The sequence below is a fragment of the Ruegeria sp. CH5 genome (genome assembly GCF_056537025.1).
In genome coordinates this window covers 67,646-83,808 of the sequence record NZ_JBQFQT010000008.1, presented here as the reverse complement: position 1 = coordinate 83,808, position 16,163 = coordinate 67,646, and the positions used below count along the sequence as shown (strand labels likewise).

The following is a 16,163-nucleotide window of genomic DNA, read 5'->3' as shown; positions in this document are numbered from 1 at the left end:
AAGCCGAAGCCGAAGCCGAAGCCGAAGCCGAAGCCGAAGCCGAAGCCGAAGCCGAAGCCGAAGCCGAAGCCGAAGCCGAAGCCGAAGCCGATCGGGCTACGGCAACCGATCAGCAACCTGAGGCCAAGCGAAGCGGGTTCATGCCGGCGCTGATCGGTGGCGTCATCGCGGCGGCGCTGGGGTTCGCCGCCGGACGCAGCGATCTGCTTTGGCCGGCGGGGTCCGATCCGTCCGAGGCGATTGCAGCGCTTGAGACCAAGGTGTCCGACCAGGCTCAGCAACTGGCTGACCTGAGCAAGCAATTGTCTGAAGTTCCCGACCCGTCCGCTGATATCGCGGCGCTGAGCGCCAAGCTGACGCCGATCGAAAGCGATCTTGGCGCGCTCAAATCCAATGTCGACGATCTGTCCGGCAAGGTTGATCCCTTGGCGCAACGCGTCGCACAGCTTGAGGCACGACCGTTGACCGACGCTGCCTCGCCCGAAACGGTTGCGGCCGTCGAGGCCGAGCTGAAAAAGCTGCAGGATTCGCTGGCCGCCCAGCGTGCCGAAGTCGAAAAGATGGTCGCCGAAGCGCAAACCCTGGACGCGCAGGCCCAAGCCCGGGCACAGGCGGCAGAGAACCTGGCCGTGCTGTCCAAGGTTCAGGGTCAATTGGATGCCGGCGCACCCTATGCCGATCTGGTGGCCCAGTTGCAGACCGGCGGCGTGCAGGTGCCGGAAGCCCTGTCCGCTCCGGCCGGCGAAGGTGTGCCGACACTGACGGATCTGCGCGAGAGTTTTGCGCCTGCCGCCCGAACTGCGCTGGCAGATGCGCGCGAAGCCGACAAGGGAACGGGCCTCGTCGCCTTTCTTCAGCGGCAGACCGGCGCCCGGTCCGTTTCGCCAAAAGACGGCAATGATCCCGACGCCATCCTGTCACGAGCGGAGGCCGCGTTGGGCAAAGGTGACATCAGCACGGCCCTGACCGAGCTGGGCGCGCTTCCGGAATCGGCGCAGCCAGCTATGGCCGAATGGATCGCGGCTGCCAAAACCCGCCAATCCGCGGTCGAAGCCGCCAATGCGCTTGTGACAAGCGTGAACTCGAACTGAGGGGCCCGCCATGCTCTGGTCATTGTTGAAGATCCTGGTTTTTGTCGCGATCGTCGGCCTTCTGGCCATGGGGGCAGGCGTTCTGATGGAAACCAGCGGTGGCATCCAGATCACCGCGATGGGAACCGAGGTCACGCTCAGCCCGCTGCAGTCGGTGATCGCTCTGGGCCTGCTGGTTCTGGCGGTTTGGCTGTTCTTCAAGCTGCTCAACCTGCTGATTGCGACCCTGAAATTCCTCAACGGTGATGAAACTGCCCTTTCGCGCTATTTCGACCGCAGCCGCGAGAAACGGGGCTATCAGGCGCTGGCTGACGGGTTGATGGCGCTGGCCTCGGGCGAGGGGCGGACGGCCATGACGATGGCGCACAAGGCCGAACGGCTGCTCAACAAGCCGGAGCTGACCAACCTTCTGGTGGCCCAGGCGGCCGAAATGGTCGGTGACACCAAGAAGGCCTCGGAAACCTACAAGAAACTGGTGACGGATCAGGCCACACGTTTCGTCGGCGTGCGCGGAATCATGAAACAGAAGTTGGCCGAGGGCGATGATGAAACCGCGCGCAAACTCGCCGAGAAAGCACTGGCGCTAAAGCCGCGGCATCAGGAAACGCAGGATGTGCTTCTGAAACTGCAGACCAAGGCGCAGGACTGGGCCGGCGCACGGTCGACCCTGACCGCCAAGTTGAAGTCGGGCGCGCTGCCGCGTGATGTGTTCAAGCGACGCGACGCTGTTCTGGCGCTGTCCGAGGCCAAGGGAATTCTGGATGAAACCGCCAGTGTCGAACAGCAGGAGCGCGCGATCGAGGCGAACCGCCTCTCACCCGACCTGGTGCCGGCGGCGGCTATGGCCGCACGGGCCTACATCTCCAAGGGCAAGCCGCGCGCCGCGACAAAGATTCTCAAAAAGGCATGGGAGGCGCAGCCGCATCCGGATCTGGCCCATGCCTTTGCCGAGATCGTGCCCGACGAAACCGCCGAGGAACGGGTCAAGCGCTTTACGGCATTGACGCGCATCCATCCCGAACATCTGGAAACCCGCCTGATCCTGGCCGAGCTGAACATCGTCGCCGAAGACTTTCCCGAGGCCCGCCGGGCGCTTGGAGATGTGGTCGAGAAAGGTGCCGATGCCCGAGCCTATACCCTGATGGCCGCCATCGAGCGCGGCGAAGGGGCCTCGGACGCGGTGGTACAGGGCTGGCTGGCCAAAGCGTTGAATGCGCCTCGCGGGCCGCAATGGGTTTGCGACAACTGCCATGACATCGAGGCTGAATGGGCGCCGGTCTGCCCCAACTGTCACAGCTTTGACACGCTCAGCTGGCAGACCCCCAAAACCCCCGAGATCGCCTCGGCGACGGGTGTTCACATGCTGCCTCTGATCGTGGGGGCGTTGGAAGACCGCTCGGATATGGCCGAGGACGCCGAAGTTGAGGATATCCCCGAGCCTGAGATTGTCGATGCCAGCATGGCAGACCAGGCCCCCGAAGAACCTGAGACCGAAGACGCCGGACCGAAACCGGCCTAGCGGGCGGTTTCGACGTCGAACGCGTCGTTCCACAGTTTGAACAACTCTGCCCGGCGGTTCGGGTCGCTGGCCACCAGAAGGGCGGGCGACAGGGGGATGAACCGTCGTGCGCTGGGCGTCAGTCCGGTCTCGGCCGAGTCCATTCGGGACACAAGCCCCGAGGTTGCGAGCAAGTCCTGCGCCTGTGCAGAAAGCAGGAAATCCAGCAAACGGGCTGCGGCGGCGCTGTTGCCTGCATTCTTCGGGATCAGAAAGGCGCGGGACAGGACGAGGGTGTAGTCCTCGGGCAGGATCACCCCAACTGCCGGGTCCTGGGCATTCGCGACATATGAGCCAAGCACGTTGTAGGCGATCAGGAACCGGCCCTCGGCAACGTCGCGAATGATCTCGGCGGAACAACAGGTGGCGATGGCATCTATGCGCGCGAAACCTTCGATCAGTGACCCGAAGGTGGTCGCCTCGAGACTGTCGCCATAGGCAAACAGATACCCCAGCCCCGAGGCCGCGATGTCATAGGTCGCCACCCGGCCGCGCAGCAGGTCGGGGCGGGTGCGCATCGCGTCCAGCAGGGCAAAGCGGCTGCGCGGCACCTCCAGATCGTCCAAACGGTCCTTGTTGTAGACGATGACCGCGGGTTCGGTGGTGATCCCCCACAGCTCGTCCCGCCAGCGCCGGGCCGGGGGCAGCGCCTGCGTCAGGGCCGAGCTGTAGCGGTGGGCGCAGGCGGCATTGACCAACCAGACCATCTGCTGAACCGCCGAGGAGAAGACCGCATCCGCCGGGCTGTCGCCGGTCTTGCAGGCCGTCTTGCTGTGCTGGAACAGCGCGTTCGAGCCCCATTGTTCATAGGTGATGGTCAGGTCGGGGTTTTGCGCGGCGAACTGCTCCATCACCGGGCGAATGATCCCGATATCCGTGGTCGAGCGCACCAGCAGGGGGGTAGGCCCGGTGCCGAATTCGGTCACTGCCTCCTGCGCAGCAGTGCGGGAAGCGGGCATCAGCAGGCACAGGGTCAGCGGGATCAGAAACCGTATCATGCGCCTGTTCCTTCGGTGGCGGCCGGAAAGCTGAGCGATACGCAAAACCCGTCATCGGTGCGGGTCATCTCGACGGTGCCGTCAAAGGCTTCGGCGGTGGATTTGACGATCGACAGGCCCAGCCCGCTGCTGTCCTCGCCCGAGCCTGCGTTGCGGTTGAACCGGTCGCCCAGCCGGGCAGAGACCGACGTTTCCGGCCCCGGGCCGCTGTCGCGCACCCACAGAACGGCGCGGCCACCGTCCAGGCTGGCCCCGATGCTGACCGGGGCCTTGCCGTGGCGCAGCGCGTTGCCCAGCAAGTTCTTGGTGGCCTCGCCCAGCGAGAATGCATCGCCTCGCACCCAGACCGGGTCTTCCCCGATTTTCAGATGCACCTCGACACCGGGGGCGATCACCTCGTGGTCGCTCTGCTCCAGCGCCTCAAGCGCCACTTCGCGCAGATCGACCGGCAAGCGCGGGGCGCTGTCGATGCGGTGGATAACCATCGCGCGCGACAAAAGCTGATCCAGAAGCGTCCCGAGCGACCGCGTGCGGTTCAGCAGCCGGTCCAGCGCGCGGTGGCGAGCCGGGGCATCCGGATCCGCCTGCGCGATTTCGGCCTGCACCCGGATCGCCGCGACCGGGGTGCGCAATTGATGCGCGGTGTCGGCGATCAGGTTGCGCATCGACAGAACCTGCCGGTCCAGCCGCCCCATGAACCGGTTCATCGCCGCGATCATGACCTGCAATTCGCGCGGCAGCCCGTCACTGGCCACGGGCGTCAGGTCATAGGGGTCGCGGCGGATCAGGTCGTCCGACATCGCCTCGAGCGGGCGCAGCGCTGAACGGGTGACGAACCAGGACATGATCAGCAGCAACGCGCCGGCAACCGCCATCGGCAGCAGGGCATCCAGCATCAGCCCGGCGGTCATCGCGCGCCGCGCAAGCAAGGTCTGCCCGACCACGATTTCGACTTCGCCGGAAAAGTCCCGCTCGGCGAACAGGCGGGGCACACGGACGAACCGGGCTGGTTCCCCGTTCAGGTCTGCCGCGAAATACTGGGCCGACTGGCTGAAGGGCTGCGGGGGCGCGATCACCGTGTCCGGGTCCAGCCCGGTGATGAAGCGCCCGTCGGGCCCACGCACCGCGTAATAGATCCGGTCATCCGGGGCCTGGGCCAGCAGCTCAAAGGCCGAAACCGGAAGATCGACGATGGGCTGGCCGTCCTGGATGCGCACGGATTCGGCGATGTCGCTGGCCGCGCCCAGCAGCAGTCGGTCATAGGCCTGACGGGCCGCCAACCGGCCGTTGGCCCAGATCGACAGGCCGACCAGCACGCCGCCCAGAACAAGGATCAGCATCACCGCGCTCAGCACCCGGGCGGTCAGGCTGTGGGGCAGGGGCGGCCTAACCATGCAGGCCGATCCGGTACCCGACCCCGCGCTGGGTTGTGATGGTCACACCGCTGCCCGAGAATTTCTTGCGCAGCCGGGCGATATACAGCTCGATCGCGTTCACGCCCACATCGGCATCCTCGAACCCGTAAAGCGAGTCGTACAGCCGCGCCTTGGACAGGAACTGCCCTTCGTGCCGGATCAGGGCGTCCAGCACGGCGGCCTCGCGCGCGGTCAGGTTCAGGCGTTTGCCGCCCAGCGTGGCGCTGCGGTCCTTGGGGGCATAGACCAGCGGGCCCAGCGTGATCTGCTCGCTCTTGCGGTCAGCGTCGCGACGCACTAGCGCGCGCAACCGCGCCTCGAGCTCGCGCTGGTCGAAGGGCTTGCCCAGGTAATCGTCGGCTCCTTTGTCCAGCGCGGCGACCCGGTCCTCGACCGCGGTCAGCGCGGTCAGCATCAAGACCGGAATGCGGTCACCCCCGCCACGGATTTCGTCCAGAAAGCCCAGGCCCGACCCGTCGGGCAGATTGATGTCCAGCAGGATCGCGTCATAGCCTTGGACCGCGCGGAAATCGCGCGCGGCCTCGACCGAGGTCGCCAGATCGCATACGACACCGGACCGGCCCAAATGGGCCACGACGCCCTCGGCCAGATCCTCGGCATCCTCGATCATCAATACACGCATTGTCCCCCCGAACGCCCGTCGCAACATGACAGGTTCGTGACAGCATTATTCGTTAAAGAAAATCAACCTGCAAGGAAGGGCTGCTCGCCCGGCTCCGTGCAGGGACCGGTTTCGTCTGCGTAACAGCAGGCCAAGAAGACCCTAGGAGGAGAACCAAATGAAACTGTTTGGAACCGGCGGCGTCGTAGCCGCTGCCGTATTCGCCCTGACCGGCTTTGCCGCCAGCGCTCAGGAATGTATTGCACCGGCAAACCCCGGTGGTGGTTGGGACTTTACCTGCCGTCAGGTGGGCAAGTCGCTGCAGGATCTGGGCCTGATCGACCAGACCATGCAGGTCGTGAACCTGGCCGGTGGCGGCGGTGGCGTGGCCTTTGCCGAGGTGGTGAACAAGCGCAATGACGACAACAACCTGATTGTCGCCGCAAGCGCCGCAACTGCAACCCGTCTGGCCCAGGGCGCCTATCCGGGCAACACCATGGATCAAGTCCGCTGGCTGGCCGCGATCGGCGCCGACTATGGCGTGATCGCCGTGGCTGCCGACAGCCCGGTCAACACCCTGCCCGAGCTGCTGGACCAGATCAAAGCCGACCCGGCTTCGGTTTCGGTTGCTGGCGGTTCGGCCGTGGGCGGCTGGGACCACCTGAAGGTGCTGATCGCGGCCAACGCCTATGGCATCGACGATGTCCGCGCGGTCAAGTACATCGCCTTTGACGGCGGCGGCGAGGCGGTGACCCAGCTGCTGGCCGGCTCGGTCCAGGCCTTTACCGGCGACATTTCCGAAGCCAAGGGTTTCGTGGATTCCGGCGACATCAAAGTGATCGCGGTTCTGGCGCCCGAGCGTCTGCCCGGTGAATTCGCTGACTTCCCGACCGCCAAGGAGCAGGGTGTGGATGCCATCGGCGCCAACTGGCGCGGTTTCTATGCACCGGGCGGCATGTCGGACGAGGCCTACAACGACTGGGTCGCAAAAATCGGTGACCTGTATGCGTCGGACGAGTGGAAAGAAGTGATGGCCGCCAACGGTCTGGCTCCGCTGGACCTGCAGGGCGAGGACTTCCAGAACTTCGTTGCCGAGTCCGTCGGTCAGATCCAGACCATCTCGAAAGAGATCGGGATCATCAAGTAACCGCACCACTCACGTGCAGGCGGGTGCCGCGACAGCGTGGCGCCCGCACTGTTTCTACCCGAACAACAGGAGACACCGATGAGTGACCGCATCTTCGGGGTTGTCGGACTTCTTCTTGCCATTGGTTTCGCGATATCCGCGCTGGCGATCGAAGAAAGCTTTCTGTCCGATGCCGTTGGGCCCAAGGCCTTTCCTTTGATCATCGCCGCCATTCTGGGCGTGTCCAGCGCGGTGATCGCCCTTCGCCCGGACGCCGAGCCGGAATGGCCGGCCCTTGGCCGTCTGGTCGAGATCGCCGCCGCGGTGGTGGTCATGATCCTGTATGCCGAATTGCTGCCCGAGTTGGGCTTCGTCATCGCCACGGCCTTTGCCGCGGCCTACCTGGCCTGGCGATTGGGGTCCGGTCCGATCGAAAGCGTTCTGGTCGGCGTGGGCACCTCGGTTGGGATCTACGTCATTTTCCACCTGGTTCTGGGCCTGTCGCTGGCCAAAGGGCCGCTGGGTTTCTAGGGGGCGATCATGGAAACTTTTGCATCCTTGGCCGATGGGTTCGCCATCGCGCTGACCTGGCAGAACCTGATGCTGGCCCTGTTGGGCTGCTTTCTGGGTACGGTCATGGGCGCGCTGCCGGGCCTTGGCCCGTCGAACGGCGTGGCCATCCTAATCCCACTGGCCTTCACGCTGGGGCTGGGCGCGACGCCGTCGCTGATCCTGCTGACCAGTGTCTATTACGGGGCGATGTACGGGGGGCGGATCTCGTCGATCCTGCTGAACATCCCCGGTGACGAGCCTGCGATGATGACCTGTCTGGATGGGCATCCCATGGCCAAAAAAGGCCTGGCAGGTGAAGCTCTTTCGCTGTCCGGTATCGCCTCGTTTGTCGGTGCGTTCCTGGCGACCTGGGGCCTGATCCTGCTGGCGCCCCAGCTGGTCAAAGTGGCATTGCTGTTCGGCCCGGCCGAATATTTTGCCCTTTTCGCACTGGCGTTCATGACGCTTGGCGGTGTGTCGTCGACCAATCAGGCCAAATCGGCTTTTGCCGCCGCGCTGGGGCTTGGGCTGGCGACCATCGGCGTTGATACCCAAACGGGCGTGCCGCGCTTTACCTATGGCGAAGTGCATCTGTACGACGGGATCGATTTCCTGGTGGCCATCGTCGGCCTGTTTGCCCTGTCCGAGGTGTTCATTTTCCTCGAACACCGGCATGGCGGGTCTGACGCCGAGGGCAGCAAGCTGAAAATCGGCAAGCTCTACCCTCCGATGTCGATGATCAAGAGCTGCACGCCGACGATGCTGCGCACCTCGTTCCTGGGCTTCATCGCCGGGGTTCTTCCCGGGGCCGGGGCATCACTGGGGTCGTTCATTTCGTACTCGATGGAAAAGCGGCTGGTGGACAAGAAAAACACCTTTGGCACCGGTGATCCGCGCGGCGTGGCCGCGCCGGAGGCTGGTAACAACGCCGCCGCCGGAGGCGCATTGGTACCGATGCTGGCGCTGGGCGTACCGGGGTCGGGTACCACGGCGGTGCTGCTGGCGGTGCTGCTGGCGCTGAACATCACGCCCGGGCCGCTGCTGTTCACGCAGAACCCGGATGTGGTCTGGGGCCTGATCGCGGCGCTGTTCATCGCCAACTTCATGCTGCTGGCCATGAACATCCCCATGGTGGGCCTGTTCACCCGCGTGCTGATGATCCCGTCGCGCATCCTGATGCCGATCGTGGCCATGGTCAGTTTTGTCGGCATCTACGGCATTTCCGGGTCCAGCTTTGACCTGCTGGTGATGATCGGGTTCGGCGTGATGGGCTGGGTCCTGCGCAAGCTGGACGTGCCGCTGGTGCCGATCATTCTGGGTACCCTGCTGGGCAACGCGATGGAGAACAACCTGCGTCGCGCCGTGACCATCGACAACGGCAACTGGTGGACCCTGATCGACAGCCCGTTGTCCATCGGGTTGTGGACAATCGCGATCATCGGCTTTGTTCTGCCCCTGATCGTGGGCGCCCGGGTCAAGGCCAAGATGCACCAGCGTCGTGACGAAGAAGGCGCGATCAGCGATTGATCTGCCTGTCCGCCGCCCGCCGAAATGGTCGGGCGGCGGATCGTTTGCCGGCCCGTGACCCGCAGGGTTCGGCTGAAGATTGTCCCAGACACCTCGCTTTGCTAACGTCACTCTCGCGTCGGGGAGGGCGTGCAAACCGAAATGCTGGATTACTCGCATAACGCTTGGCTCGTAGCGGCCTCGTTGGCCGTCGCACTCATGGCCGGGTTCACGGGCCTGTATTTGACGCATGGCGCCTCAAAGCTGGATGACCAGAGGCGGAAGTTCGTTGTCGCCCTGGCCGCGGTCATTCTGGGCGGCGGCATCTGGTCGATGCATTTCGTGGCCATGCTGGGCCTGCAACTGCCGATCCTTTTCTACTATGACGCGTTGATCACCCTGATCTCAGCCCTGGTTGCCATTCTGATGGTCGGGCTGGCGCTGCTGCTGTTGCATTTCCGCGCGCGTAGCCCGGGCACGATTGTCGGCGCCGGCGTGATCGTGGGTCTTGGTATTGTGGTGATGCACTATATCGGCATGGCCGGGATGGAGCTGTGTCGCCCCGTCTACACCGCATCAGACGTTGCGATCGCGACCGTGGCTTCGGTGGTGCTGTCAGTATTGGCGATCTGGGTTGCCTACGACAATCGCACCCAGCGCAATATCCTGCTGGGCACGGTGTGTTTTGGCCTGGCCGTGTTCACCATGCACTTCGTCGCCACGGGCCTGACCGATTTTACCGCCAGTGACAACGCAGGTGGCGCGGGCCCGGCATTGAACAATCAGGTTCTTGCGATGGGGGTGACCGTTGCGGTGTTCCTGATTTGCGGGGCATTCCTGCTGACCGGGATCACCTTTATCGGGCCCGAGCCGGTGGCCGAAGCGCCGCAGCCGGAACCGGCTCTGCGCGCCGGCGTCCCGTTTGAGCGCGAGGGCCAGACCTTTTTCACTGAACCAGCGCGCATCGCCGCCATTCGGGCCGAGGGGCACTACACCGTTTTGTACATGGGCGCTGAGAAACTGTTCTGCCCCTGGTCGATCACCGAGGCCGAAACCCGCCTGAAACCAGACGGCTTTTTGCGGGCCCACCGAAGTTACCTTGTGAACCCCAGACACGTTTCCCGGTTTGAGCGGCACAAGGACAACGGCACCTGTTATTTCGACCAGGTCGATGCGCTCAGCAAGGTGCCGGTCAGCCGATCCCGCCTGACGGACATCCGCGAGGCGCTGGGTCTCTGATCGCAACTCGTGCAGTCCATTCGCATTTCGTGAAAGAAGCCGCGCCCCCCGTTCCTGCGCGATAGCCTGCGCGCGCCCTCAGGACTTTGCTTAATCCCAAGGCCCCGACGTGAACGGGCCAAGGGAGGAAAACATGATACCAGCCGGTTTCGAGTATCACCGGCCAGGCGACGTCGCCTCGGCCATCGGCATTCTGCAGGAACACGGGGACGAAGCGCGCGTGATCGCAGGCGGGCACAGTCTGATCCCGATGATGAAACTGCGCATGGCTGAGATGGGCCATTTGGTCGACCTGCAGGCCATCGAGGAACTCAAAGGCATCGAAGTCGGGTCTGATACCGTGACCTTGGGCGCGATGGTCACGCAGCACGAATTGATCACCCACGACGGTCTGGCCGACGCGATCCCGCTGATCCGCGAAGCGGCTCTGCAGATCGCGGATCCGCAGGTGCGATACATGGGAACGGTCGGCGGGAACGTGGCCAACGGGGATCCGGGCAATGACATGCCGGGTCTGATGCAGTGCCTGAACGCGTCGTTCGAACTGTCCGGCCCTGACGGCACCCGCAGCGTCTCGGCCCGCGATTTCTACGAGGCGGCCTATTTTACCGCCCGCGAGGACGAGGAGATCCTGACACGGATTTCCATCCCTGTTCCCGGCCCCGGTATCGGTCAGGCCTATGAAAAGCAGAAACGCAAGATCGGCGACTACGCAACTGCGGCCGCCGCAGTGATGGTTGGCAAAGGTCAGGCATCGGTGGCGATGACCAACCTGTCCGACACGCCCGTCTGGTCTGACGCGGCCAGTGCGGCACTGGCTTCGGGCGATGTCGACGGCTGCGTGGCCGCGATGCTCGCGGCGATCGACCCGGTGGCCGACAACCGCGGCCCCGTCGAATTCAAGAAACACGTGGCCGCCGTGATGCTGCGCCGCGCCATCGACCGTGCGCAGAGCCGCGCGGGCTGAGGGGAGGAACACAGATGTCGAAGATGCATGTCAAACTCACCGTGAACGGCAAGCAGGTCGAGGGCCTGGCCGAGCCGCGCACGTTGCTGATCCACTTCCTGCGGGAAGATCTGAAAATCACCGGCCCGCATATCGGTTGCGAAACCAGCCATTGCGGAGCCTGTACCGTGGATATCGATGGCAAATCCGTCAAATCCTGCACGACCTTCGTGGCGCAGGTGAACGGGGCCGATATCACGACCGTCGAAGGGCTGACCAATGACGATGGCAGCCTTGGCGTGTTGCAGGAAATGTTCCGCGAGCATCACGGGCTTCAGTGCGGTTTCTGCACGCCGGGCATGATCACCCGTGCGCATCGCCTGCTGCAGGAAAACCCCAACCCGTCCGAAGAAGAAATCCGCTTTGGCATGGCCGGCAATCTCTGCCGCTGCACCGGGTACCAGAACATCGTCAAGGCGATCTCAGCCTCGGCTGACATGCTGAACGCGCAGAAGGAGGCCGCGGAATGAACGACCAGACCATGACCCCCGAAGAACGCGCCGCCAACCTCAAGGGGATGGGCACCTCGCGCAAACGCGTCGAGGACGTGCGCTTTACCCAAGGCAAGGGCAACTACGTCGATGACATCAAGCTGGACGGAATGCTGTTCGGCGCCTTTGTCCGTTCACCCTATGCCCATGCCCGCGTTGTCAGTGTCAACAAAGAGGCCGCTCTGGCCGTGCCCGGTGTCGTGGCCGTTCTGACGGCCGAGGACTTGGCGCCGCTGGGTCTGCATTGGATGCCCACGCTCGCCGGCGACAAGCAGATGGTGCTGGCCGATGGCAAAGTCCTGTTCCAGGGCCAGGAGGTGGCCTATGTGGTTGCCGAAGACCGCTATATCGCCGCGGATGCTGTCGAACTGGTCGAAGTCGAATACGAGGAACTGCCGGTTCTGACCGACCCGTTCGAGGCGCTGAAGTCCGACGTGGTGCTGCGTGAGGATCTGGAAGGTCAGACAGAAGGCGCCCACGGGCCGCGCAAGCATCACAACCACATCTTCACCTGGGAACAGGGCGACAAGGACGCGACCGAAGCCGTTCTGGCCGAAGCCGATGTGGTGGCCGAGGAAATGGTCTACTACCACCGCACCCACCCCTGCCCGCTTGAGACCTGCGGCTGCGTGGCCAGCATGGACAATGTGACCGGCAAGCTGACGCTGTACGGCACCTTCCAGGCGCCCCATGCGATCCGCACCGTCGTGTCCCTGATTTCGGGCCTGGCCGAGCACAATATCCGGGTGATCAGCCCCGATATCGGTGGCGGTTTCGGCAACAAGGTGGGCGCTTATGCGGGTTATGTCTGTTCGGTCGTGGCCTCGATCGTCACCGGTCAGCCGGTGAAATGGGTCGAGAACCGGATGGAAAACCTGATGTCCACCGCCTTTGCCCGCGACTACTGGATGCAGGGCAAGATCGCCGCCACCAAAGACGGCAAGATCACGGGCCTGTGGTGCCACACCACCGCGGACCACGGTGGGTTCGACGCCTGCGCCGACCCGACCAAGTTCCCGGCCGGGTTCATGAACATTTGCACCGGGTCCTACGACATCCCGACCGCTTATCTGGCCGTGGACGGCGTCTACACCAACAAGGCGCCGGGGGGTGTGGCCTATCGCTGTTCCTTCCGCGTGACCGAGGCCGCTTATTTCATCGAGCGGATGATCGAGGTCCTGGCCATCAAGTTGAACATGGACGCGGCCGAGCTGCGCCGGATCAACTTCATCAAGGCCGATCAGTTCCCCTATCAGTCGGCGCTGGGATGGGAATATGACTCGGGCGATTACCACACCGCCTGGGACAAGGCGCTGAAAGCGGTCGACTATGACGGCTTGCGCGCCGAGCAGGCCCAGCGGATCGAGGACTTCAAAGCCGGCAAGACGCGCAAGCTTCTGGGGATTGGTCTGACGCATTTCACCGAAATCGTCGGGGCTGGGCCTGTGAAGAACTGCGATATTCTGGGCTTGGGGATGTTCGACAGTTGCGAAATCCGTATCCACCCGACCGGGTCAGCCATCGCGCGGTTGGGAACGATCTCTCAGGGTCAGGGTCACGCCACGACCTTTGCCCAGATCATCGCCAGCGAGATCGGTCTTCCAGCCGACGACATCACGCTGGAGGAAGGAGACACCGACACCGCGCCCTATGGCTTGGGCACCTATGGTTCACGGTCCACGCCGGTTGCGGGTGCTGCAACAGCCATGGCTGCACGCAAAATCCGCGCCAAGGCGCAGATGATCGCGGCCTATCTGCTTGAGGTTCACGACGACGATGTCGAATGGGACGTGGACCGGTTCGCGGTCAAAGGCGCGCCCGAGCGGTTCAAGACGATGAAAGAGATCGCCTTTGCCGCTTACAACCAAGCCATCCCGGGGTTGGAGCCGGGTCTGGAAGCCGTCAGCTACTATGACCCGCCCAACATGACCTACCCGTTCGGCGCCTATATCTGTGTCATGGAGATCGATGTGGATACCGGTGAATGGGAGGTCCGGCAGTTCTATGCGCTGGACGATTGCGGAACCCGGATCAACCCGATGATCATCGAAGGTCAGGTTCATGGCGGTGTGACCGAGGCGCTGGCCATCGCGATGGGTCAAGAGATTGCCTATGATGAGATGGGCAACGTCAAGACCGGCACGCTGATGGACTTCTTCCTGCCAACCGCGTGGGAAACGCCCAACTATACGACCGATCACACGGTGACCCCCTCGCCGCATCATCCGATCGGCGCGAAGGGTGTCGGCGAAAGCCCGAATGTGGGTGGCGTGCCGGCGTTCTCGAATGCGGTGCATGATGCGTTCCGGCCGTTTGGCCTAGTTCAGAGCCACATGCCGCATGACCATTGGCGGATCTGGAAGATCGCCAACGGCTTGGGGATGCACGGGTAATCGGTTTCGGACCGGCGGGGCCCGGTCCGACCGAACGGAGGGGGTGCTGACCCCTCCGACCCCCTCGGGATATTTTGGTCAAACGAAGATTGGACCCTGGTGTGACACTGAGTGACGTTCAGAACGGTTTGGCCCAGCAGGGCTATGTTGCCGACGACCGGTTGGCGATGGCTTTGCATTTGGCCCAGACCCTGGGACGACCGCTGCTGCTGGAGGGTCCGGCCGGTGTCGGCAAGACCGAAGTGGCCAAGGCGTTGGCGGCGTGGCGTGACGCCCGTTTGATCCGCTTGCAGTGTTACGAAGGGTTGGACGCCAGTCACGCGATCTATGAGTGGAACTACCAGCGGCAGCTGCTGGCCATCCGAGCCTCCGAGGCGCGTGGCGGAACCAGCGAGGCCCAACTGTTTTCCGATGACTATCTGCTGAAGCGGCCGTTGTTGGAGGCGATCAGCGCCGATGATCCGCCCGTACTGCTGATCGACGAGATTGACCGGGCGGATGAAGAATTTGAAGCCTATCTGCTTGAAATACTGTCGGACTTTCAGATCACGATCCCGGAATTGGGGACGATTTCCGCCAAAACGCGACCCATCGTCATTCTGACCGCGAACGGTACGCGCGATCTTTCGGATGCGCTGCGGCGGCGGTGTCTGTACAGCTTTTTGAACTATCCGTCTGGCGAGACCGAAATGGCCATCCTGCGGGCCCGGATGCCCGAAGTCGAAGGGCTGCTGGCGCGGCAGATCATCGGAGTGGTTCAGAACCTGCGCAAGGAAGATCTGGAAAAGACACCCGGTATTGCCGAGATGCTGGATTGGGCCGCGGCCCTGTCGGGTCTTGGCGTCAACGATCTGTCCCAAACGCCCGAGGCTGTACAGGCCACTCTGGTTTGTCTGCTGAAGACCGCTGCGGACTATGATGCCGTTCCGCCCGAGGTGATGGATCGCCTGATCGGAAAGGTCGCGTGATGCAGGTGACACGGTTTCCATCGCGGGCGCATGGATTGGCTGACCGGATGGCGGGGTTCGTGGCGCATCTGCGCGGGAACGGTTTGCGGGTCGGACCGCGTGAGACCGGAGATGCGCTGGCCGCACTGGCCTCGGTCGAGGCCACCGATGTCGGGCAGGCGCGGGATGCCTTGTGTGCCCTGATGTCCGGGGATGCCGAGGATTGGCGGCGCTTTGACGATTTGTTCGACGCCTATTGGTTCAACGCGGGCAAGCAGCGGAGCGGTGTCGCACAGAACACCCATGTGAGGGTCCAGTCGGCCAAGCCGATGATCTGGCAGACCGAAGATCGCGGAGATGCCGCTGACGATTCCTCCGACGCGCAGGATGCCAGCACCCCGGATTCCGGGGATGGACAGGCCGAAGGAACGGACGGGAAGCTGATCGCAACCCGGACCGACAACCTGTCACGCCGGGATCTGCGCGAGTTGATGGATGAGCAATCCCTGCGCCGTGCCGAAGCCGCGGCCCTCGCCCTGGCGCGAGCGATCCGGGATCGACGTTCGCGCAGGCGCAAACAGGCGCGGCGGGGTCCGGCGCTGGACATGCGTCGCATCCAGCGGGCGAGCCTTGCGCGCGGGGGCGAGCCTTTGGAGCTGTTTCGCCGTGCCCGACCGCCTCGCCCGATGCGGATTGTCGCGCTGTGCGATGTCAGCGGGTCCATGACCGTCTATTCGCGGGTATTTCTGGCCTTTCTCAAGGGCCTTGTGGCCAGCGGCACGGATGCGGATGCCTATCTGTTTCACACGCGGTTGATGCGGGTCACCGATGCGTTGCGGGACCACGACACCTTGCGCGCCGCTGGCCGGTTGTCACTGATGGCCGAAGGTTTCGGTGGCGGCACGGACATCTCCGGCAGTCTCGAAAGGTTTCTGGACGGATACGGTGCGCGGGCGCTGAATGGGCGCACCATCGTGCTGATCCTTTCGGATGGCTATTGCAGTTCTGACCCGCAGGCGCTGGGCGCTGCTTTGGCGAGGATCCGGCGCAAGGCGCGAAGGATCGTCTGGCTGAACCCTCTGAAAGGTTGGGAGAATTATCAGCCCGTTGCCGCCGCCATGCAGGCCGCCTTGCCCCATCTTGATGCGCACCTTCCGGCAAACACGCTCGACGCGCTGGCCGCGTTGGAGCCCGAGTTTCAAAAGTTGTGAGAGGAACC

General features: G+C 63.7%; 14 protein-coding genes. 11 read left to right on the top strand and 3 right to left on the bottom strand.

Annotation, left to right across the window (positions count from 1 at the left end; all coding sequences use genetic code 11):
- Nucleotides 1–1,091 (top strand): COG4223 family protein (locus tag ACR0JC_RS18620; protein ID WP_480764012.1); only part of this gene is annotated, 1,091 nt, incomplete at its 5' end.
- A 10-nt stretch (nucleotides 1,092–1,101) separates the two neighbouring features.
- Entirely contained in the window at nucleotides 1,102–2,610 is a 1,509-nt protein-coding gene (locus tag ACR0JC_RS18615) for a heme biosynthesis protein HemY (protein WP_170342556.1), read from the top strand.
- Here ACR0JC_RS18615 and ACR0JC_RS18610 read toward each other — a convergent pair.
- From ACR0JC_RS18610 to ACR0JC_RS18600, 3 genes are read right to left on the bottom strand one after another with little or no spacing between them, the layout of a single operon-like run.
- Complete coding sequence (locus tag ACR0JC_RS18610) at nucleotides 2,607–3,647, bottom strand: ABC transporter substrate-binding protein (RefSeq protein WP_170342553.1); 1,041 nt, start codon at nucleotides 3,645–3,647, stop codon at nucleotides 2,607–2,609. The genes ACR0JC_RS18615 and ACR0JC_RS18610 overlap by 4 nt on opposite strands.
- Nucleotides 3,644–5,041: a sensor histidine kinase gene (locus tag ACR0JC_RS18605; RefSeq protein WP_170342551.1), complete on the bottom strand. Its 1,398-nt coding sequence runs from the start codon at nucleotides 5,039–5,041 to the stop codon at nucleotides 3,644–3,646. Before ACR0JC_RS18605 ends, ACR0JC_RS18610 begins: the two co-directional genes overlap by 4 nt.
- Nucleotides 5,034–5,705: a response regulator transcription factor gene (locus ACR0JC_RS18600; RefSeq protein WP_170340612.1), complete on the bottom strand. Its 672-nt coding sequence runs from the start codon at nucleotides 5,703–5,705 to the stop codon at nucleotides 5,034–5,036. Before ACR0JC_RS18600 ends, ACR0JC_RS18605 begins: the two co-directional genes overlap by 8 nt.
- Before the next feature lie 157 nt (nucleotides 5,706–5,862).
- On the opposite strand from ACR0JC_RS18600, the gene ACR0JC_RS18595 reads away from it, so the two are divergent.
- From ACR0JC_RS18595 to ACR0JC_RS18555, 9 genes are all read left to right on the top strand, one after another.
- Nucleotides 5,863–6,831, top strand: coding sequence for a Bug family tripartite tricarboxylate transporter substrate binding protein (locus ACR0JC_RS18595; RefSeq protein ID WP_093963854.1), 969 nt, complete (start codon nucleotides 5,863–5,865; stop codon nucleotides 6,829–6,831).
- Between the two features lie 78 nt (nucleotides 6,832–6,909).
- Nucleotides 6,910–7,341 carry a tripartite tricarboxylate transporter TctB family protein gene (locus tag ACR0JC_RS18590; protein WP_170340610.1) on the top strand — a complete coding sequence of 144 codons (432 nt, stop codon included), beginning with the start codon at nucleotides 6,910–6,912 and terminating at the stop codon, nucleotides 7,339–7,341.
- Between the two features lie 9 nt (nucleotides 7,342–7,350).
- Nucleotides 7,351–8,889 carry a tripartite tricarboxylate transporter permease gene (locus ACR0JC_RS18585; RefSeq protein WP_093963852.1) on the top strand — a complete coding sequence of 513 codons (1,539 nt, stop codon included), beginning with the start codon at nucleotides 7,351–7,353 and terminating at the stop codon, nucleotides 8,887–8,889.
- Between the two features lie 141 nt (nucleotides 8,890–9,030).
- Nucleotides 9,031–10,107, top strand: coding sequence for an MHYT domain-containing protein (locus tag ACR0JC_RS18580; protein WP_170342892.1), 1,077 nt, complete (start codon nucleotides 9,031–9,033; stop codon nucleotides 10,105–10,107).
- Between the two features lie 133 nt (nucleotides 10,108–10,240).
- Entirely contained in the window at nucleotides 10,241–11,074 is an 834-nt protein-coding gene (locus tag ACR0JC_RS18575) for an FAD binding domain-containing protein (protein WP_170342548.1), read from the top strand.
- 14 nt (nucleotides 11,075–11,088) lie between these two features.
- Nucleotides 11,089–11,583: a (2Fe-2S)-binding protein gene (locus ACR0JC_RS18570; protein WP_170342546.1), complete on the top strand. Its 495-nt coding sequence runs from the start codon at nucleotides 11,089–11,091 to the stop codon at nucleotides 11,581–11,583.
- On the top strand, nucleotides 11,580–13,997 hold the full coding sequence (locus ACR0JC_RS18565) for an aerobic carbon-monoxide dehydrogenase large subunit (RefSeq protein WP_170342543.1): 2,418 nt from the start codon (nucleotides 11,580–11,582) through the stop codon (nucleotides 13,995–13,997). The genes ACR0JC_RS18570 and ACR0JC_RS18565 overlap by 4 nt, the downstream gene beginning before the upstream one ends.
- A 167-nt stretch (nucleotides 13,998–14,164) precedes the next feature.
- On the top strand, nucleotides 14,165–14,965 hold the full coding sequence (locus ACR0JC_RS18560; RefSeq protein ID WP_254430801.1) for an AAA family ATPase: 801 nt from the start codon (nucleotides 14,165–14,167) through the stop codon (nucleotides 14,963–14,965).
- On the top strand, nucleotides 14,965–16,155 hold the full coding sequence (locus ACR0JC_RS18555; RefSeq protein WP_170342890.1) for a vWA domain-containing protein: 1,191 nt from the start codon (nucleotides 14,965–14,967) through the stop codon (nucleotides 16,153–16,155). Before ACR0JC_RS18560 ends, ACR0JC_RS18555 begins: the two co-directional genes overlap by 1 nt.
- The last annotated feature ends 8 nt before the right edge of the window (nucleotides 16,156–16,163 follow it).